Consider the following 18,994-nt stretch of genomic DNA (forward strand, 5'->3'; position numbering starts at 1 on the left):
ACATTGTGAGTTCTGTCGATTTATTCTCATTAGCCACCAGTGGTGTTAACGCCAGTAGTAAGCTATTACAAACGACCAGTAACAATATTGCCAACGTCAACACGCCAGGCTATGTTCGCGAGCGCACTGAGCTTCAAAACAGCCAAGTCTTCGGTGTAGAGATCGGCAATACCGAACGTATCATCAACGTATTTGCTCAAAATCAATTGCGCAGGGACATTACTTCTGTCGGCGAGCTTGAGACATTCTCTAGTAAAACAGCGGCCATTGACAATCTACTAGCGAGTGAGGCTAACTCAATCTCCCAAGGATTGAGCGAGTACTTCGCCGCGTTGCAAACAGCTGCTGACGATCCTACTAACCTGGCGTCTCGCGACCAAGTGTTAGGGAAATCTGAGTCTTTGTACCAACGAATGAAGACACTGTCTGATTATATGTTGGAGAAAGAAGAAGAATTAAACCTAGAGTTCACGTCGATGGTGAATCGAGCGAACACCTTGATTGGCAATATTGGCGATCTAAATCGCAATATTGTTATTGCCAATGGTAACAATACCAGCGACCAGCCTAGCGCATTGCTTAATGAGAGAGATCAAGCGATAGACGAGCTCGCTTCAATCATGGGAATAACAGTTAAAGAAAGCACCACGCAAAATGGAGCGGTAACAATTAACCTGACTTCTGGTGAGTCATTGGTATTAGAAAATGGCGCATTTAATTTATTTGAACTGAATACTAATGCTGACTTAACGTTCAAGCAGCTCAAACTAGAAACAAACTTTGGCTCACAGACAAAAGCTGATGCCTCAATACGTATCGTAGAAGATGATTTAGGTGGCGCACTTGGCGGTTTATTCGGGTACAGAAACGAAATTTTAGGCCCTGCAATGCGGGATGTTGGTCAGCTATCAGTAGCATTCGCCGATGCAATGAATACGCAAAATAAATTGGGGATGGACTTAGACGGCCAACTTGGTAGCAATATTTTCGATATACCTTCGTTTCGCGGATTAGCATATAGCGATACCAATGGTGACTATGTTGTAACTGCACAAATTACCGAAGGTAAAGGTGCAGAGCTAACGGATGCTGACTACAAAATTGAGGTTACGGCAGTAACTGCGGGCGTGCCTAGTCAAATAGAAATTACGCTATTAAATGCAGATGGCACACCGAAAAAAGACGCTTCTGGCAATGATATTATCTATTCCAATTACGCGGTTACAGCTGGGTTTAATGAATTGCCCGGTGGTATTGAAGTTGATTTCTCAGGAACCGATCCCTATACCGTGGGTAATGAGTTTCTCATTCAGCCAACTAAAGATATCGCGTCTAAGATTACACTAGAGACAAATCGCCCTGAAGATTTAGCGTTTGCAAGCCCGGTGAGAGCAGGTGCAAATAATACAAATTTGGGAAGCGCAAATGTCATTGACGTTACGGTATCTAACACAGAAGTCGGCGCTTCTGCTTTTGACGGAGCGGGTGGGCTGTTAAATTCAGCGCCAGCTCAAATTAACTTTACGGCCGCAGATACATACGACGTTGTAGATGGAAGCGGTAATGTTTTAGCTACAGTAACTGGCACAACTGATTTAACTAACCTCATTAGTCAAGCGGGAATAAGCCCAGATCCAGGCTTTGATTTGAGCTTGGATGGCGTGCCAAAAGCTGGGGATAGTTTCTCGATCAGCTATAATACAGATGGCTTTAACGATAACAGTAATGCGCTTAATTTAGCGGCTATTCAAAACGAAAATACCGTGCAAGTCAGCAGTGAGGCAACGAATACACCACGTACCTTCCAAGATGCTTATGCATCTATGGTTGGCCGAATTGGTGAAGATGCCTCGATGGCAAAAGTAACACTTGCTTCGGCGGAAGCCATGAAGGTTCAATCGAAGAATTGGTTTGAGTCTGTCTCTGGCGTTAGCTTAGACGAAGAAGCCGCAAATTTAATAAAGTATCAACAAAGCTATGCTGCCGCAGCGCGAATTTTGTCTACGGCGCAAGAATTGTTTAATACCATTTTGCAGTCAGCAAGGTAGGTGAGTTATGCGTATATCAACGAATCAAATTTATGATCAAAACATGCGCTCGATTATGCAAAATCAGGGCGATTTGGCAAAGACTCAAGAGCAGCTAGCTTCTGGAAAACGCATTATCACTCCGAGTGACGACCCCGTTGGTGCGGCAAAAGTATTACGTTTAACCGAAGAAATCGATGAGCTAACCCAATTTCAGCGCAACAATGATCTAGTAACAGGTTCGCTCGAACAGCAGGAAGCGGTATTGACGAATATTACCAATTCGGTTAACCGTGCTAGAACATTAATCGTTCAGGCGGGAAATGGCATTTTGGATGATCCTGACAAACGAGCTATCGGGTCAGAGTTAGAGCAAATTAAGCTCGAAATATTTGATTTGATGAACACGCAGGATGCAGATGGTAATTACCTGTACGCAGGTTATCAATCTGGCAATCAAGCATTTACTTTTAACCCGGCTTCGGGAGGTAATGCAATATCCTTTTCAGGCGATGCCGGCGTAAACTTCATTCAGCTTTCAAATAGCTCGAAGATTCAGTCTACCAGTAACGGGTATGAAGTTTTTGAGAACGTACTATCTCGTTTCAACTTTTCAGTAACAGCGAATACGGTAACCTCGTTAGAGGGAGCGACAATTAAGGAGCAAGGTACTTTCGATACCTTTTTTAATAATAATTATGATAATGCTAACCTAACAAACAACGACTTTAGGGTAGATTTTCTCGGAACAGGTCAGGCTCAGCTTGTTAATCAAAACAGTGGTGCAGTTATTGAAACGGTAGGCTACACCTCAGGAGAGCCCTTTACGCTGAAAGGTATGCAATTTGAAGCCGTTGCGTCACCAGGCGACTCGATCAGTTTTTCTCTAGATCAACCTGAGAAAAAAAGCATGGCTCAAACAATCCATGAAGTGCAGTCTTTACTATCAGACACTTCAATTAATCATGGAGCGCTACAGGATGCTATCGCCGATGCATTGGTAGGTCTGGATAACGGCCTAGAGAAAATATCTCTAGAGCGCGCTTCCTTGGGAAGTCGCTTGAATATCGCTGAAAGTACTTATGAAAGTAACCTAGACATGGAAATTGCAGCGAAAGCCCAGCGCTCTTCAATTCAAGATGTTGACTACGCTGAAGCATCGACTGAATTTGCGAAACAGGAAACTGCGTTAAGTGCGGCACTGGCAACATTTCCGCAAATTTCCAACCTTTCCTTATTTAACTACATTTAGCCGGGGTTAAAATAACGACTTAACCCCATCAATTTTGGCTACATAGACTCTAGCCTGATTATCTATATGGCTTGAATAGTAAGACATGTAAAGTAGATCATTATCTAATATCAGGCCAGGATAACTTGTATCACCGCTACTGGGCATTGTTAGTATTTCGGTTAGTGTTTTATTTGTCTTATCGAAATGCCAAAGTCGTGTCGAAAACTCTCTGGTTTCCCAGTTCACATGCCGACCAGCAACAAGGAATGTTGTTTTAGTGAGCGCTATGGCACAAGGCCCACCAATATAAATTCCCAAGTCATGCCAGAACCACTTTGTATAGGGAGGCGTAGATGTGCCAAATTGAGCAGAAAATGTATCGGCATCTCGTCTTAAAAATACTGTTGCTTCACCGTCGTGGTCAAACAAGAGGGCGCTTTCATTTGGGAATCCCTTGTTATTTTTAGCAAGACCGAAAACGTTTGGTTTGTGGACGCGCATTGCGCGGGTGGGGTCGCCTTCGTAAAGCGAAATGTAATCAGCGGGGCGGTGATAAGCAAAGCCGAATGCCTTGTTGTTTATCCATTGCGGCTTCCATATCCACCAGCCATCATCGCCGAACCAGTGTTTGCTAGACCAAGATTGTCCAGTTGTGGAGAAAACACTTAGCATCTTAGTATGTGCTTGTTCATTTTCATCAATTGTCTTAGCGAAGGCCGTTACTATTGCTCTTTGACCGTCGTACATCAATTTAGGATCTCTTAAATCGGTACCGAGCTCTTTAATCAATACTTTGTTGATCACTTCTAACGTTTCTTTACGCAAAGTAAGGATAACAATAGCGCCATCTCTGCTCACATGATCTGTTGCTTGGCGATAGCAGCACAGCAGTGAACTGCTACTTTTGTCGAAGGGATTCTCCATCAAATCAGTAAAGGCTGCATGAACTGCAGGTGGTGATACACGACTAATTTCAACTATTTGAAGTTTTTGTTTCAATTGAAATCTCCTTTAAAAATCTGATGGTTACTGAAAGTTCTTGTCTCGTCGAGCGGCAATATATTACCGCTAATCGGCAAATATCGTAATTTTTTCTAAAGAGAATTTATATGTTGTCGATACAGTTTCTGAGAGAGCCAGTTCATCAATTACCCCTCAGGTCTTGATGACTACTAAAACAAAACGTCGGAAATCCCGACAGCCAGCGCACGCTGGACTGAGAGTGTAGGAGAGACTTTATGTCTATGTTCGTTAATACCAATGTATCCTCATTGAATGCCCAGCGTCAGCTTTTTGATGTAAGCAATTCATTGAGTACTTCATTTGAACGTTTATCTTCAGGCTTCCGTATCAACAGCGCTGCTGATGATGCTGCAGGTCTTCAGATTACCGATCGTATGACCTCACAAATCGAAGGTCTAAACCAAGCCGTTCGTAATGCTAACGATGCGATTTCATTGTCGCAAACTGCTGAAGGCGCGTTGTCTGAGACAACAACAGCACTTCAACGTATTCGTACTCTAGCTATTCAATCACAAAACGGTATCAACAGTTCTGCAGACCGCGCAGCGCTTCAAAAAGAAGTATCTGCACTACGTACAGAAATTTCACGTATCGCTACAACCACTGAATTTGCTGGTGTAAGTATCCTTTCAGGTGCGTTCTCTGCTTCGTTCCTAGTAGGTGCAAACTCGGGTCAGACAATTTCTGTTAACTTGTCTACACCTACGCTTACTGCTGCGGGTGTTTCAGGTTTTGGCCCATCGGGTCTTGGTATTGGCACTGGTGATGTTCTTTCAGCAGAAAATGCTTCTACAATTCTTGATAATGTGGACAGCGCAATTTCTGCTATTGGTAGCTTACGAGCTGATTTGGGTGCTTTGCAAAACCGCTTCCAGTCAACTATTCGTAACCTAAGCAATATCTCTGAAAACGTGTCGGCTGCACGTTCACAGATTAAAGATACAGATTTTGCTACGGAAACCGCTAACTTGACGCGTAACCAGATCATTCAGCAGGCAAGTACTACTGTATTATCTCAGGCTAACCAGCGTCCTCAGGCTGCTTTACAGCTTCTAGGCTAATCGCCATTAACGTGAAGCCAGGAGGTAGTGCTCTAGTTCACGTGCGTTCAAAGCTGGTCTTTTGAAGACCAGCTTTTCTATATACCGACCTTTCAAACGCGTCATTCCCCTCATTTATACTATTCGTGCACGTAAAATTACCCTCTAACACTCTGGAATATATAGATTTTTAATTTATATCCGCCGTTTTTCTAAAAATTAGCAAAAAATACCTAAAGTAAAATTCGATCTTTGACGATAACTATTACAAAGGGGAGATAAACCATGTTTCTTTTCTCTACGCTTCTAAAGCTAATGTTTAAGAGCGTAAAAAGCACAGTTTGAATACAAGTTTTTTTAAATTAACTGTATTTAAAAGTTAGGAAAAACAGTGCTTTAAATCGAATAAAATTATTTGAAAAAATTACTAAAGTAAATTCAAGTAAAGGTCGATAAAAAATGGAGTTTGCTGATGAATGGTTAGAGCTGCTGACCGGCGAGATTAGAGCCAGGAGGTAGTGAGAGGTTTGAGGTTCTGGAACACCAAACCCACCGACCAGCAAAGAGAAGTAACTTCTCTACTTAGCAAGTTCCATTGGTAGTGTGCCAATGAAACGTCAGATTAAACTGACATGTAATTCAAAGCACAGGCTATGCCAAATATTTAAACTAATCGCGCAAATAATAAAACCAATAGCGCAACACTCGAAACTGTTAGGAGAGACCCATGAGTCTATTTGTTAATACCAACGTGTCATCTTTGAATGCACAACGTCAATTGTTCACTACCGGTAATAACTTAAGCACCGCGTTTGAACGTCTTTCATCTGGTTTTAGAATTAACAGTGCTGCAGACGATGCCGCGGGACTGCAAATTACTGACCGTATGACCTCGCAAATTCAAGGTTTGGATCAAGCGGTACGAAATGCTAACGACGGTATTTCACTAGCACAAACTGCTGAAGGTGCGATGGCTGAAACTACCACTGCTCTACAACGTATTCGTACGTTGGCGATTCAATCGCAGAACGGTATTAATAGCTCAGCTGACCGAGCGGCGCTGCAAAAAGAAGTTTCTGCATTGAGAACTGAAATTTCACGTATCGCAACAACAACTGAGTTTGCTGGTGTTAGTATTCTTTCAGGTGTGTTCTCTGCTAGCTTTTTGGTAGGCGCAAACTCTGGACAAACAATTTCAGTGAATCTATCGACTCAAGCATTAACCGCAGCAGGTGTTAACGGCTTCAGTGCTACAGGGCTTGGAATTATATCTGCCGACGTTTTGACCGCAGCGGGTGCGTCTGCTCTTCTTGACGATGTAGATGCAGCAATCTCTGCAATTGGTGGCCTTCGCGCAGATTTGGGTGCTATTCAAAACAGATTCCAATCTACGATTAGAAACCTGAGCAATATCTCAGAGAACGTATCAGCGGCAAGATCGCGAATCAAAGATGCAGACTTTGCCACCGAAACGGCAGAACTAAGCCGCAACCAGATTTTACAGCAAGCTAGTACTACTATCCTGGCACAGGCTAACCAGCGTCCACAGGCTGCACTTTCACTACTAGGTGGTTAATTAAAAGACGCTTGAATTTGGGAAGGAGTTGAGAGGCCATCCCCTGAAAAAGGATAGCGGCCGTAAGGCCGCCCCTTTGAGAAAGCGTCGACTAACAGGACTGAGAGTGTAGAAGTGTTGGTTGAGAGGCCAGTTTATCCTACTAAATACCTGCCAGCCGACAGAAACTGAATTTGCTCAATCTCCTAACGTGAGCAAATTGGCCGAGATTAAATAGTCTCGGCCTTTTTTTTTAGTAATACCGAAACATCCCGCCAATTTCAAACAAATTGCAGAGCACGACAATTTGTTCAAAATATACCTTGCAGCATCAATGCCAACTTTAAATTTAGAGTAAAAGATTTCGCCTGTCTTATTGATAAGACATGCAGTGGTACTCTCATTCCAATTCTTTTTCCAATTCTCATTCCAATTCTTTGCCGTTCAATTAACAAGCCGATTCTGTCTTGCGTATGAGAAGTAGGTACTGCCGCTTCGTTGCGAAAAAGACAAACCTTCTTGAACGCTTTAACTCGTTTTAATCATTGCTTGATAAATCAACCGAACAAATGTGATCTTTTTAAATTTTTATAAATTTATTTGTCAACTAATTCAGTAGCTTATCTGTTTGTTTCGAAAAAAGACAAAAAAAACGAAAAAAAAACTAAAGAACCTAAAGGGTTGGCCGATACCAATAGTTGAGGGGTAATTTACTTTACTTTTAACAGAGGCGTTAGCTCGGAGTAGTGACCAAGCTAATTTGAACTGGAAGGATTTGATCGTACCACATTGGTCGACGAGTCCCTAGGAGGTATTCCAATGAGTTTATTCGTTAACACAAATGTGTCTTCGATCAACGCACAACGTCAGCTTTTTGACGTAAATGATCGTCTTAACACGTCGTTCGAAAGATTGTCTTCAGGTTTTAGAATTAACAGTGCCGCAGATGATGCTGCAGGTCTTCAAATTTCTGACAGACTTACGTCGCAAGTTGAAGGCTTGAACCAAGCAGTACGCAACGCGAACGATGCTATTTCTTTAGCACAAACAGCTGAAGGTGCGATCAGTGAGATTACTACGAGTCTACAGCGTATTCGCCAGCTATCAATTCAATCGCAAAACGGCATCAACTCTTCTGCTGACCGTTTGGCGCTTCAAAAAGAAGTATCAGCGCTACGAACTGAAATTTCACGTATCGCAACGGATACTCAGTTTGGTAACGTTAACATCTTAGATGGTAACTTTTCTGCTTCATTCCTAGTGGGTGCTAACGCAGGTCAAACGATTTCAGTAAACCTTTCAACCGGTAACCTAGGATCAATTACTGGCTTTAGTACAGCCGGTCTTGGTATTGATGGTGATAGTGTTGAAACTGCTTCAGGTGCTGCTGCGCTATTAAGTGCCGTCGATGCTGCAATATCTGGTGTTGGGGGCGTTCGTGCTGATTTAGGTGCGCTTCAAAACAGATTCCAGTCGACTATTCGTAACCTGAGTAACATCAGTGAGAACTTGTCTGCGGCACGCTCTCAAATCAGAGATACAGATTTTGCTGCGGAAACGGCTGAACTAACGCGTAACCAGATTATTCAGCAAGCATCTGTTTCAGTTCTGAGCCAGGCCAACCAGCGTCCACAAACTGCGCTATCGTTGCTTGGATAAGCTATAATACAATTAGCCTTAGTTGAGATGTAACGGGTGCTTGCTTAGGCAGGTTCCCGTTTTGTCGTTTCAGAAGGGGGGTAGAAACGTGGAAATACCGAATATTCAAAATGGTCAGCCTTTTGCATCAAGTACAGCGATAGGTACTTCAACAGGTACAGCACCAAATACAGCATCGTCGGTAAGAGACAGTTTAAGTTCACCTAAAGAAGTTAACAGTGACGCAAATCGTATAGATGAGCTTGCTAAGTCTTCTTCATCTCAAAGCAACAGCGTTGAGGTGGAAGATGAAAATTTATCTCAAGGTTTATCTGGAGAAGTCGATAACCAAGGTGGAGAGAGGAATGTTGCTGACCTTGAAGAGGCGGTAGCAAAAGTTGAGTCATTTCTAACTGTTCAAAACAGGGATTTAACTTTTTCAATCGACGAAAATACCAATCGTTCGGTTGTGACAGTTAAAGATAGTCAATCTGGAGACGTTATTCGGCAGATTCCTTCCGAGGAGCTTTTAAAGCTTGCTGAAAGAATTCAGGAATTACAGCAGGATGTAGGGAATAGCGTAGGGGTGTTTATCAACAATCAGGTTTAATGAGGTAGGTTATGACTATTCAGTCGCTAGGTGTAGGTTCAGGTTTAGCTCTTGATGATCTTGTCCAGCAGCTTTTAGATGCTGAGAGATTGCCTAAAGAGGAAAGGCTCAACACAAAAGAAGAGAAGATCGAAGCAGAAATCTCTGGTCTTGGACAGATAAAGTCTAAGTTGTCAGATTTTAAGGATGCTGTCGATGACTTACGTAGCGATACTGATATTAACGGTCGAGAGCCTACAATCGTTAATCCTTCAGAAGATGACGACGTTTTATCTGCTGATGCGTCGAGTTCAGCATTACGCGGAAGTTACGATATTACCGTGCAACAACTTGCATCGGGAAGTCGCATAACTACAGACGCGGGTGCTTTCACTTCAAGTTCAGATCCTGTTTTAAGTTCTGGAACGGGTTCTTTGACCTTTAGCATTCCTGGTGGTGATTCATTTACTATCAACGTTGATTCTGGCACATCTCTTGTAGACCTCAGAGAAGCGATCAACAGCGCAGACGATAATTTCGGTGTAACCGCAAATATTATTGATACAGGTACTGCCGAAGGGCCTCGCCTGGTGTTTCTGTCTGAAGAGACCGGTGATGGCAATGATCTAGTTATCAACAATGATACAGGCGCTGCAGAACTAGACAGACTTTCAACTGCGGGTGGAACTAATAACATTAGCGCTGCCAACATTGAATCTGCCAAAAACGCAATTGCATTTGTTGACGGAATTGAAGTTCAAAGCCAGTCAAATAAGTTCGAAAACACAATTCAAAACGTCACTTTTGATGTTAACGAGATCTCACCCAAAGATAATGCGGGCAACTTTTTGTCGACGACGCTGAAAATCGGTTTTGACAAAGAAGGTCTTGAACAGAAAATTAGGGATTTTGTAGATAACTATAATGCGATTATTGACGAAATTGGAACGTTGACGCGCTATGGTGAATCTGAGTTGGAAGAAGATGGTGCGCTTGCTGGAGACTCATTGCTAAGAGGAATCCAGTCTGGACTATCATCTATAATTGGCGATAACGTGTCTACTTCACAGCTTGGTGGGTTATTCAGACTTGGTATAGAGCTAGACGAAGATGGAAAGTTAGAAATTAGTTCGTCAGACTTTGGAATTGGGTCTGGGGAAGACAGATTAAAAGATGCGTTGGAAGACAATTTCGACGATATCGCTACATTGTTTACAGACGAAAATGAAGGTATAGCGGTTCGCTTATACGATTTCGTTGATGAGTTTACGTCATCTGGAGGCCTTATTTCTCTGCGCGAAAAAACGGCGAAAGAGAATAGAGAAGGTGTTTATTCTGAAAGGGAAACTTTGGAGCTTCGTATGTTCAACTATGAGCAAATCTTACGAAGCAAGTACCTTAACTTAGACCAGACTGTGGCACAGTTGAATCAGACAAGCTCGGCATTATTAGCCGCACTATAACGTACGAGTTTCGGAGAAAGTATGTCTCTTAAAGGTATTAATGCCTACAAAAAAGGTAATTTAAAGCAAGATGTTGCCAATGCAGATCCTCACAAGTTGACCTTGATGCTGCTTCAAGGCGCGCTAGACAGGATTGCATACGCGAAAGGTGCAATGGAACGAAAAGAGTTGCAAGAGAAGGCGACATTTATTTCGAAAGCAACGGCCATTATTATTCACCTGCGCGATACGTTAGATGTAAAAGTGGGCGGCGAAGTTGCTGAAAACATGTTTGCCCTCTATGAATTTATGATCGAGAAACTGAACGAGGCTCATGTTAACAATGATATTAAGTTGTTAGATGAGGTATCTTCACTGTTATCGCCGATTAGAGATGCTTGGGTGCAGATTCCCCAAGAAGCAAAAGAAGAGGCGTTTCGAGCGCAACGAGAAAGTAAGCAAGCGATTTGAACGTCGATAAGTTAAACCATTCATCTACACCTCTTTTCCTAAGCAAAGTTAACGCAGCAATTGCGGTTTGCGTGGCAGCAGAGCCTGCCGCGCTTTCAACTGAAACTTTCCATCATCTAATCAGCCTGCGGCATTCGTTGGTTCTACGCGAGTTAAGCAGACTCTCTGGAAATGAACGCACTACCTTCGCTGAAAATGAACTAATTATTAATCAAGAATTAGAAGAACTTGCGCTTAAGTTGAAGTTAGCTGCAAAAGAGGAGATAGTTGGCTTTTCAAGAGCGCAAAAAGCGGCAAAGAGATATAAAAAATAATGCTTAAAGCTATTAAATTCTACCTTTTAGATGATGAAGATAAACAAACATCGCTAGAAGTTGAATCTGCGTACGCGATTAAAAAGAACAAAGAAAAAAGCCTAATAGCTTTCAAGCGCGTAATGCCGGCTATCTTTACTCAGCTCATTCGGGCGAGAAGTACATCCACCTCAGTTTTCGTTAACAAAGATAAAGAACTCGATATTGTCGACTTTAATAGCGGCAAGGTCTTTTACGGGGAACAGGTAACCGCAAGTATTCACCAACATGTGGACTCGTTTATAAGTTCTCCTTGGGTATTGGACAAAAACGGTTTTTCTCGGCAATCCAAGCCTATCGAAGACGATGCAGAAGTGTTAGTTGTACTGGGGTTGGCTCTTGGAATTCACTTACTTAAATTGGTAAATGAAACTAACTTCAAAAGTATCGTCCTTTACGAGCCTAATTTTGAATTCACACATTGCTCTATGCTCACCGGTGTTTGGCCAGAAATTTTCAAAGTTGCTGCAGAGAAGGGAACGGCAATTTATTTTCAAAGCCAGTTAGACGGTAGTTCTGTATTAGAAGATTTAAGTGAATTAAAGCAGGTAAGTCCTTTTGCTTCAGTTCATTTTTATCAGCATTATCATAGTGCGAGCTTTGACTCAGTACTTAAAAGTCTATCTGGGCTAACAATTAAAGACGTGCAAAAGCGGCTATTTTCATTTTCTTCCTCGCAGCCATTTGACGACTATTTAGTTCCTTGGAGTCCGGTGATTACATCGAATGATTGGGCGACCAGTAACCTTAGTAAAGACGTTTTTGATAATAACATTGAAGCGTTTGCGAAGTATTACCCTGATATAGCTAAAGAATTCAGCGACTACAAGCCGGTCAAGTGGGAGCCCAAAGCTAATCAATCAGGTGAAGTAAACCTCTTCCATATAGAGACCTGCACACCGCTTTACGGTGACAGCCCAAAACGCGAGTCTGAACTAGCTTATGAAGCATTTGTGAAGCAGCCCAACCGCGATAACCTAATATTAGGCTACGCAGGGGGAAAACTCATTCATTATTCGCATCATAAAATGGTAAGGAAAATCCAAGAACATTTGGCGGGAATGGAAGAGGAAGAAAGTAAGCTACCGGAAACCGTTAAATCGATGCTCCTTTTTGGCATGGGAGCAGGATATCAGTTAGAAGCGCTCAGTGACTCGCGAGATATAGAGAAACTCTTTGTTTGCGAACCCAACCGAGACTACTTTTTTGCTTCTCTGTTTGCGATAGATTGGGCGGCAATTCTGAACAAAGTTGAAGAAAAACGGCACCGTATTTACCTTAACATCGGGGATGACGGAACTAACCTCGTTCGGGACCTTTTAAGTCAATTCCACTCTATCGGAACACATATCATTGCCAATACCTACTTAACACTCGGCTATGATAACGAAGTGCTTCTTCCTGCGGTTGATAAGCTAAGAGAAGACCTGCGCTTAATTGTCGCCATGGGGGAATACTTCGAGCATTCTCGCTTTGGCACGACGCATACGAAATGGGCGGTAGAAAATAATATAGGCTTTTATCGCAAATCTGGTGTGCCGGAGCTCAGTAGAAATTTAAGTGAGGTAGCGGTATTTATCGTCGGAAATGGCCCCTCTCTTGATAATTTACTGCCCCTTTTGAAGGAAGAAAGGGAGCGAGCTATAGTCATATCTTGCGGCACAGCCTTACAGGCAATGCACAGTAATGGTATTGTTCCTGACTTTCACGCAGAAGTAGAGTCGAACCGAGCGTCTTTCGATTGGGCATCGCGTATAGGCGATAAAGACTATTTAAAGCAGATCAATTTTATCAGCTGTAATGGTGTTCACCCTGATACAATAAAGCTCTATAAAGACACCTTTCTCGCTTTCAAAGAAGGTGAGTCGTCAACGGTTTTTATGAAGGAACTCTTTCCTGAGTTAGAATTGCCATACCTTCATTTTTCCTATCCTACCGTATCGAATTTTGTCATTAATTACGTGTTAGAACTGGGCTTTAAACAAGTTTATCTATTCGGCGTTGACTTGGGGATGGTTGATGTTAATCACCATCACTCTAAATCCTCAGGCTATTATAAAAAAGATGGCGGAGAACTGTTTAATCACGCAGAGCGCATAGACACTTCATTGGTAGTGCGAGGGAACTTTAGACCCTATGTAAATACCAAGTTTGAATTCAACATGTCAAAGTCGGTGATTGAGAAAACTTTATCTGCTTTCAGTGATGCCGATGTTTATAATTTAAACGATGGCGCAAAAATCGTTGGAAGTCCTCCATTAGAGCAAGACGCGTTAATTATTACTAATTCATTGGAAGACAAACAGGCTGCGATGAGCTGGATTCAAACTCAGGCTCATGTTCCTATTCCGGTAGCTGAATTCCAACAACGTTTTGCTAAACGGTTTAATCATGATGCGCTAATAGAGGACATCACCAATTTTAAAGCGCTATCTGACAAAGAATTTAATGGGCGCGAAGATATCGATAAACTGGTGTTCGATCAGCGCAAGTTCTTAGTCGAGGCGTATTTGCGTAAAAGCTCCATTTTATTTTTTTACTTCAATGGTACTTCGAATTACATAAACAGCATTTTCAGTAAATTAACGCATTTCAAAAATGACGAACTAGTGATGGAGAAATTCGAAGCTATTAAATCGTGTTGGCACAACTTTCTTGATGACGCGTTAACGAGTGTTTCGATGTATCCTGATGCTTTTGACTCAGTTTCAAGTTTCACAAAAGAAAGACAAGAGATCACCTTATCAGAATACGTAAAGAGTAAGAACGTGGGCTTTATTAGTGATTCTGCTAGCCATATTATTGAGACTCTTGGCCTAAACGAAAATATTGATAACAGTCAACATCGCTATCAACTTGAATTTATCTCAAGTGCTGCTGATTTGAAAAAGCGCAAGCCTGAAGTTAGCCGAGCGGCATTCATAACAAACGAACCTGAACTCTTGCTAGAATTACATGAAGGTTTCAACACAGCGGAAACCGACGTTTTGGTATTCAGTCCCTTTAACAATTCGGATAAAAAAGGCGTGGAAAAATCCGTGTTTACTGCGGTACTCGCGCTAGTTTCGAGCAATAAACTGAAATTGGTGTTTCCTAAGCTTGAGAAAGAGGATTGGGGGAGTTTTTTCGATGATTACTTCCACAAGTTGTCAAATAGTATGACGTCTTTTGAAACGTACAGCATGTTTGCTTTAGCTTCTGAGCCTCTTGCCGATAAAGAGATGACCAATGAAGCCGGTGATAGATTTTGGTTATGTCCAAGACCGTTAGAAGCATCACTTTGTAAAACAAAGATCATTTTTAATAAAAAGAAGTCGTCTTAGCGTGAGCAAATTACTCAATCACCGTGCCACTAGCGTCAGAAGTAGCTAAACCGATATACGCTAACAGCAGAGACACTTATGAATGTAGCAATAATCCCAGCGCGAGGTGGTAGCAAACGCATTTTGCGAAAAAACCTCCGCCTTTTTTGCAATAAACCTATTATTGCCTGGTCTATAGAAGCTGCTCTAGCCTCAAAGGAATTTGATAAGGTTATTGTAAGTACTGACGATGACGAAATTGCGCAGTTTGCTATTGAAAAAGGGGCTTTCGTTCCGTTTGTTCGTCCAGCTGAATTGTCTGATGACCATGCGGTAACTCGCGATGTTGTTAATCACGCGTTGACATGGCTGGCCGACAACGAAAAACCAGCAAATTACTGTTGTGTGCTTTACGCTACCGCACCTTTTGTTACATCGGAAGACTTAGTGAATGCGTTTGCAAAATTAAAAAGTTCGAAGAAGGACTTCTGTTTCTCTGCAACAAGCTTTCCTTTTCCTATTCAACGTGCTTTCCATTTTACGCCGCAAGGTGATATTGAAATGTTTGATAAACAGCACATGAAAACACGCTCTCAGGATCTGCTGGAAGCCTACCATGACGCAGGGCAATTCTACTGGGGCAAGGCTGACGCTTTTCTAAAGAATTTGCCAATGTATTCTCATCACGCCACCGCGTTTCTGATGCCAAGATACCGCGTGCAAGATATCGATACCGAAGAAGATTGGGAAACCGCAGAGCTTCTATTCAGAGCGATCCAGTCTCGAGGGCTGTGAAAATGAACAACTCGATTACAGCGTTGGTGCGCGTAGACAGTGGTGAACACATAGGAACTGGCCATGTTATGCGCTGCCTTACACTGGCAAAGCTATTAAGAGCGCGCGGTATTTCAATATACTTTATTTCAAAGCCTCACAAGGGGCATTGTTTAGATGAAATCAGACGCGCAGATTTTAAGGTAATCGAGTTACCGACTTCCAACGCTCAAGAATACGCAGGAAACTGGTGTCCTCACGCTCATTGGTTAGGTGGAACAGAATCCAATGATGCGCGTGAGTCATTAGCGGCATTGCACCATACAACATTAAACGAGCGCGTTATTGTTGTTGTAGATCATTTTTCTTTGACTTCACAGTGGCACATTGCGTTAAAAGAAGCCCTAAATGCAAAAGTTGTCGTTATTGATGGGCTGGCCGACCGAACACTAAAATGTGATGTATTGATTGACCCTAATTTAGTACTTGATGCTCAGAAAAAATGGGATGGAAAAATTCAAAATAATACTAAGCTCATGATCGGTCCCCAGTATTTTCCGTTGCGAGAAGAGTTTGCATTTTCCCCCCCTACATTGCCTCAAGCACTAAAGCGCATTTTTGTATGCTTTGGAGGAATGGATAAAGACAATGCCACTCTATTTATCTGCGAGCTGCTCGCAAAGTGGTGCACAAGCTTAAATGAACCCGTTAGCGTTGACGTCATCATTGGAGAGCATCACCCATTTAAGCCGTTAATACACGCATTTTGTACTCAGCACGGCTTTAAATTACATGTGCAAGCTTCGAATATTTCATCATTAATGGCGCAGGCTGACCTGGCAATTGGTGGTGGTGGCACCATGTCCTGGGAGCGTTGTAAAATGGCGCTACCGACCCTTGTCCTCGCTATTGCACAAAATCAAGTTGCGCAAGCGATCGCATTAGAAGAAAAGGGGGCCGCGGTCTATGTTGGGGACTACAGCACAGAGTCGAAGCGCTTAGAAAAAATTCAACAACGCGTTGTCAATGTGCTTGAGAATTTGCGATGCTCTCCAGATACATTGAAAACAATGTCACAAAGCGCGTTATCGATTATGGAAGCATACAACCACAATCAACCGTGGGTAGATGAAATTATCAAATAAAGGCAGGATGTGTTGAAAAAGGTAGTGATTATAGGTGGTGGCGGTAACGGCTTGGTTGTCGCACAAATCGTGCTTGATCTAATAAAGATTGGCGAGCCTTTAGAGCTAGTCGGCTTTTTGAATGACAATATTCCTGCAGGTGAATATATAGAGCGATGGCCAGTTTTGGGCGCGCCCCATGAATGGGAAAGTTTAGACGAAGATACGTTATTCGTTTATGCACTGTTGTCCGTGGGAAAAATGAAAGCCCGTGCAGAAAAGTTTAAGCGTCTCAACATTCCACAGCACCGGTTAGCTACGCTGGTACATCCGTCAGCGAACATCGGTTTTAACGTTAAACTCGGTTGCGGTGTTGTCATTGCAGCAAATACTGTGCTTCAGCCCGGTACAAGAGTGGGTGACAACTGCTTTATTCGCGCTAATGCTAATTTAGGGCATGATGTTGCGGTTGATGATTTAGTCGATATAGGCCCTAATTCAACACTGTGTGGCTATGCACACATTGAGGAAGGTGTACAAATAGCGCCAAATTCCGTTGTGAGAGACAGCGTGCGTGTTGGGATGTACAGCACAGTGGCAGCAGGAGCAGCAATTTTTAAGGACGTTGCCCCTGAGTCTACCATGTTGGGAAATCCGGCTAAGAGGATTCGATAATGAAAACACAGCTCAAATTTAAAGGCTCGAGAAACTACCTCCATAGTACCGACTTTTATACGTGGTTTAGCACTGCAGTGTGTGAAGAAAATCAAATCGTAACCAAACTCGTGTTTAAACAATTGATTCATCGGCAGTGTGAGGTTTTGTTTGGGCAGCTCGAAGATGATGTTGAAAAAAACATTGTTGGTACAGTTGAGCTTCTTGATAAGAACACACAAGAAAGAACGCGAGGCGTGATTGTTGAGACAGAAAGGCAAGTACAGGAATCCTACCCATTTGACGAAGATATACTAGTACAACGTGCTGATGTCATGTCTGATGAGCAGCAGGCGACTTCTTTTTTTCGTAACGACTGCACAACTGTAGAACTAGTGGTTGCCTTGACGAAAAAACTCCATAACACACTCTTTAGTCTAAAGACGGGCAAGTGGTTAGTGGGGCAGCTTAACTTTTTTGATGAACTGCCGATAGGTTATGAAAGTCTTTCAATTAAAACCACGCGGATAATGCAAAACAAGTTTTCAATTAACGACGTTGTTATCGATGGAAAACGTTTTGGAACCGTACAGTTCATTGTTGGAGAATAGCATGATAGGCATTAAAGCTATTTCAAGTTACATACCGAAAGAAGGTGTCGATAACTTCAAACAAGCAGAGACCTTCGAGGAGTCGGCATCATTTGTTGAGACTAAGCTTGGCGCGCGCTTTTTGCCAAGGTTAGAACAAGGTGATGACACCTCTGATATAGCGGTAAAAGCGGTTGATGCGTTGCTGTGTGAGTCTGATCTTGCCAAAGAAGACATCGATGCCCTTATTGTTGTAACACAAAACCCCGACGGGCAAGGCTTGCCTCACTGTGCGGCATTAGTTCATAAAAAGTTAGCACTACCTACTCATGTTGCGGCGTTTGACGTTTCACTTGGGTGCTCAGGGTATGTATATGGGTTATCGATTTTACAAGGCTTCTTAGCGGCTTCTGGCAAAAAGAATGGTGTATTGGTAACCGCTGATCCGTATTCAAAAGTAATTACAACGCCTAATAGAACAACCTCTATGCTGTTCGGCGACGCCGCTACTGCCACATGGATGGGTGAAAATCCACAGCTTGTGGTGTCAGACTGCTCATTTGGTACTGATGGAAAAGGCGCTGAACATTTAAAGGTTGAACAAGGCGAGCTTTATATGAATGGTAGGCAAGTTTTTAACTTTGCCTCGTTGAACGTTGCTCCTGCAATAAAAACGTTATTAGAAAAGAACGATTGGCCCGAAGAGAGTGTGGACGCGTTTATTTTACACCAAGGAAGCTTAGCTATTGTTGACGCCATAGCAAGACGCTTCAAAGGTAGTGAAGCTAAGTTTATTAAAGCACTGGAAAATACGGGTAACACCGTTTCTTCGTCTATCCCCCTAATATTGAAAAACTATTTGTCTAACGATAACTCAGCGCGACTCGTTTTAAGCGGGTTTGGGGTCGGGTTTTCGTGGGCCACATGCCTATTAAAGAGGAATGAAGAATATGTTAACTGAAGCAGATGTAAAACAAGCAATGACTGACTCTGGTGTGACTACTGATGTAAGCAACCTAGGCAGCGAACAAGCATTTTCTGAGTATGGGTTAGATAGCTTAGATCTATTCAATCTATTTGTTGAACTTGAAGGTAAGACTGGCGTTACTGTCCCAGATGAAGATCTCGATAAGTTAACGTCTATTAACGACGTGCTTGTATATTTTAATAAGTCTTAG

Annotated in this window: 17 protein-coding genes; 16 read left to right on the forward strand and 1 reads right to left on the reverse strand. The window is 42.5% G+C overall.

Annotated features, from left to right (window positions below):
* Positions 1-5: 5 nt before the first annotated feature.
* Together flgK and flgL are read left to right on the forward strand one after the other, a co-directional pair.
* Positions 6-2,048 carry a flagellar hook-associated protein FlgK gene (gene flgK, locus ACFI6J_RS00665; protein ID WP_014975879.1) on the forward strand — a complete coding sequence of 681 codons (2,043 nt, stop codon included), beginning with the start codon at positions 6-8 and terminating at the stop codon, positions 2,046-2,048.
* Positions 2,049-2,055: 7 nt separating this feature from the next.
* Positions 2,056-3,279 (forward strand): flagellar hook-associated protein FlgL, encoded by a 1,224-nt coding sequence (gene flgL / locus ACFI6J_RS00670; protein WP_075176129.1) that lies wholly within the window; start codon positions 2,056-2,058, stop codon positions 3,277-3,279.
* Between the two features lie 6 nt (positions 3,280-3,285).
* Here flgL and ACFI6J_RS00675 read toward each other — a convergent pair whose 3' ends face one another.
* Positions 3,286-4,260, reverse strand: coding sequence for a hypothetical protein (locus ACFI6J_RS00675; protein WP_014975881.1), 975 nt, complete (start codon positions 4,258-4,260; stop codon positions 3,286-3,288).
* A gap of 239 nt (positions 4,261-4,499) precedes the next feature.
* Between ACFI6J_RS00675 and ACFI6J_RS00680 the strand changes: the two genes are divergently transcribed.
* The 14 genes from ACFI6J_RS00680 to ACFI6J_RS00745 all read left to right on the forward strand — a co-directional run bounded on the left by ACFI6J_RS00680 (position 4,500) and on the right by ACFI6J_RS00745 (position 18,994).
* The gene (locus ACFI6J_RS00680) at positions 4,500-5,345 is read left to right on the forward strand and encodes a flagellin N-terminal helical domain-containing protein (RefSeq protein ID WP_014975882.1); all 846 of its coding nucleotides are present in this window, start codon (positions 4,500-4,502) and stop codon (positions 5,343-5,345) included.
* Positions 5,346-6,051: 706 nt separating this feature from the next.
* Positions 6,052-6,900 (forward strand): flagellin N-terminal helical domain-containing protein, encoded by an 849-nt coding sequence (locus ACFI6J_RS00685; protein ID WP_014975883.1) that lies wholly within the window; start codon positions 6,052-6,054, stop codon positions 6,898-6,900.
* Positions 6,901-7,698: 798 nt separating this feature from the next.
* On the forward strand, positions 7,699-8,538 hold the full coding sequence (locus tag ACFI6J_RS00690; protein ID WP_014975884.1) for a flagellin N-terminal helical domain-containing protein: 840 nt from the start codon (positions 7,699-7,701) through the stop codon (positions 8,536-8,538).
* Between the two features lie 88 nt (positions 8,539-8,626).
* Entirely contained in the window at positions 8,627-9,127 is a 501-nt protein-coding gene (locus ACFI6J_RS00695; RefSeq protein WP_014975885.1) for a flagellar protein FlaG, read from the forward strand.
* 11 nt (positions 9,128-9,138) lie between these two features.
* Positions 9,139-10,569 (forward strand): flagellar filament capping protein FliD, encoded by a 1,431-nt coding sequence (gene fliD / locus ACFI6J_RS00700; protein WP_014975886.1) that lies wholly within the window; start codon positions 9,139-9,141, stop codon positions 10,567-10,569.
* A 21-nt stretch (positions 10,570-10,590) separates the two neighbouring features.
* Entirely contained in the window at positions 10,591-11,019 is a 429-nt protein-coding gene (gene fliS, locus ACFI6J_RS00705) for a flagellar export chaperone FliS (RefSeq protein ID WP_014975887.1), read from the forward strand.
* A 71-nt stretch (positions 11,020-11,090) separates the two neighbouring features.
* Positions 11,091-11,333 carry a hypothetical protein gene (locus tag ACFI6J_RS00710; RefSeq protein ID WP_232379128.1) on the forward strand — a complete coding sequence of 81 codons (243 nt, stop codon included), beginning with the start codon at positions 11,091-11,093 and terminating at the stop codon, positions 11,331-11,333.
* Entirely contained in the window at positions 11,333-14,695 is a 3,363-nt protein-coding gene (locus ACFI6J_RS00715) for a motility associated factor glycosyltransferase family protein (protein WP_101563683.1), read from the forward strand. Before ACFI6J_RS00710 ends, ACFI6J_RS00715 begins: the two co-directional genes overlap by 1 nt.
* A 78-nt stretch (positions 14,696-14,773) precedes the next feature.
* Positions 14,774-15,469, forward strand: a complete 696-nt coding sequence (gene pseF / locus ACFI6J_RS00720) for a pseudaminic acid cytidylyltransferase (protein WP_075176133.1) — start codon at positions 14,774-14,776, stop codon at positions 15,467-15,469.
* Between the two features lie 2 nt (positions 15,470-15,471).
* Positions 15,472-16,593 carry a UDP-2,4-diacetamido-2,4,6-trideoxy-beta-L-altropyranose hydrolase gene (gene pseG / locus ACFI6J_RS00725; protein WP_239299902.1) on the forward strand — a complete coding sequence of 374 codons (1,122 nt, stop codon included), beginning with the start codon at positions 15,472-15,474 and terminating at the stop codon, positions 16,591-16,593.
* A 9-nt stretch (positions 16,594-16,602) separates the two neighbouring features.
* Positions 16,603-17,247, forward strand: a complete 645-nt coding sequence (locus ACFI6J_RS00730; protein ID WP_039224837.1) for an acetyltransferase — start codon at positions 16,603-16,605, stop codon at positions 17,245-17,247.
* The gene (locus tag ACFI6J_RS00735) at positions 17,247-17,837 is read left to right on the forward strand and encodes a hypothetical protein (RefSeq protein WP_348670793.1); all 591 of its coding nucleotides are present in this window, start codon (positions 17,247-17,249) and stop codon (positions 17,835-17,837) included. The genes ACFI6J_RS00730 and ACFI6J_RS00735 overlap by 1 nt, the downstream gene beginning before the upstream one ends.
* A 1-nt stretch (position 17,838) precedes the next feature.
* Entirely contained in the window at positions 17,839-18,777 is a 939-nt protein-coding gene (locus ACFI6J_RS00740; RefSeq protein ID WP_014975894.1) for a ketoacyl-ACP synthase III, read from the forward strand.
* Complete coding sequence (locus tag ACFI6J_RS00745) at positions 18,767-18,994, forward strand: acyl carrier protein (protein ID WP_014975895.1); 228 nt, start codon at positions 18,767-18,769, stop codon at positions 18,992-18,994. The genes ACFI6J_RS00740 and ACFI6J_RS00745 overlap by 11 nt, the downstream gene beginning before the upstream one ends.

It is taken from the genome of Alteromonas sp. G4i13 (assembly GCF_054960505.1).

Coding starts and splice junctions, on each gene's coding strand:
- flgL (WP_075176129.1), top strand. CDS start 2,056: ATGCGTATATCAACGAATCAAATTTATGATCAAAACATGCGCTCGATT.
- ACFI6J_RS00680 (WP_014975882.1), top strand. CDS start 4,500: ATGTCTATGTTCGTTAATACCAATGTATCCTCATTGAATGCCCAGCGT.
- ACFI6J_RS00685 (WP_014975883.1), top strand. CDS start 6,052: ATGAGTCTATTTGTTAATACCAACGTGTCATCTTTGAATGCACAACGT.
- ACFI6J_RS00690 (WP_014975884.1), top strand. CDS start 7,699: ATGAGTTTATTCGTTAACACAAATGTGTCTTCGATCAACGCACAACGT.
- fliD (WP_014975886.1), top strand. CDS start 9,139: ATGACTATTCAGTCGCTAGGTGTAGGTTCAGGTTTAGCTCTTGATGAT.
- fliS (WP_014975887.1), top strand. CDS start 10,591: ATGTCTCTTAAAGGTATTAATGCCTACAAAAAAGGTAATTTAAAGCAA.
- ACFI6J_RS00715 (WP_101563683.1), top strand. CDS start 11,333: ATGCTTAAAGCTATTAAATTCTACCTTTTAGATGATGAAGATAAACAA.
- pseF (WP_075176133.1), top strand. CDS start 14,774: ATGAATGTAGCAATAATCCCAGCGCGAGGTGGTAGCAAACGCATTTTG.
- pseG (WP_239299902.1), top strand. CDS start 15,472: ATGAACAACTCGATTACAGCGTTGGTGCGCGTAGACAGTGGTGAACAC.
- ACFI6J_RS00735 (WP_348670793.1), top strand. CDS start 17,247: ATGAAAACACAGCTCAAATTTAAAGGCTCGAGAAACTACCTCCATAGT.
- ACFI6J_RS00740 (WP_014975894.1), top strand. CDS start 17,839: ATGATAGGCATTAAAGCTATTTCAAGTTACATACCGAAAGAAGGTGTC.
- ACFI6J_RS00745 (WP_014975895.1), top strand. CDS start 18,767: ATGTTAACTGAAGCAGATGTAAAACAAGCAATGACTGACTCTGGTGTG.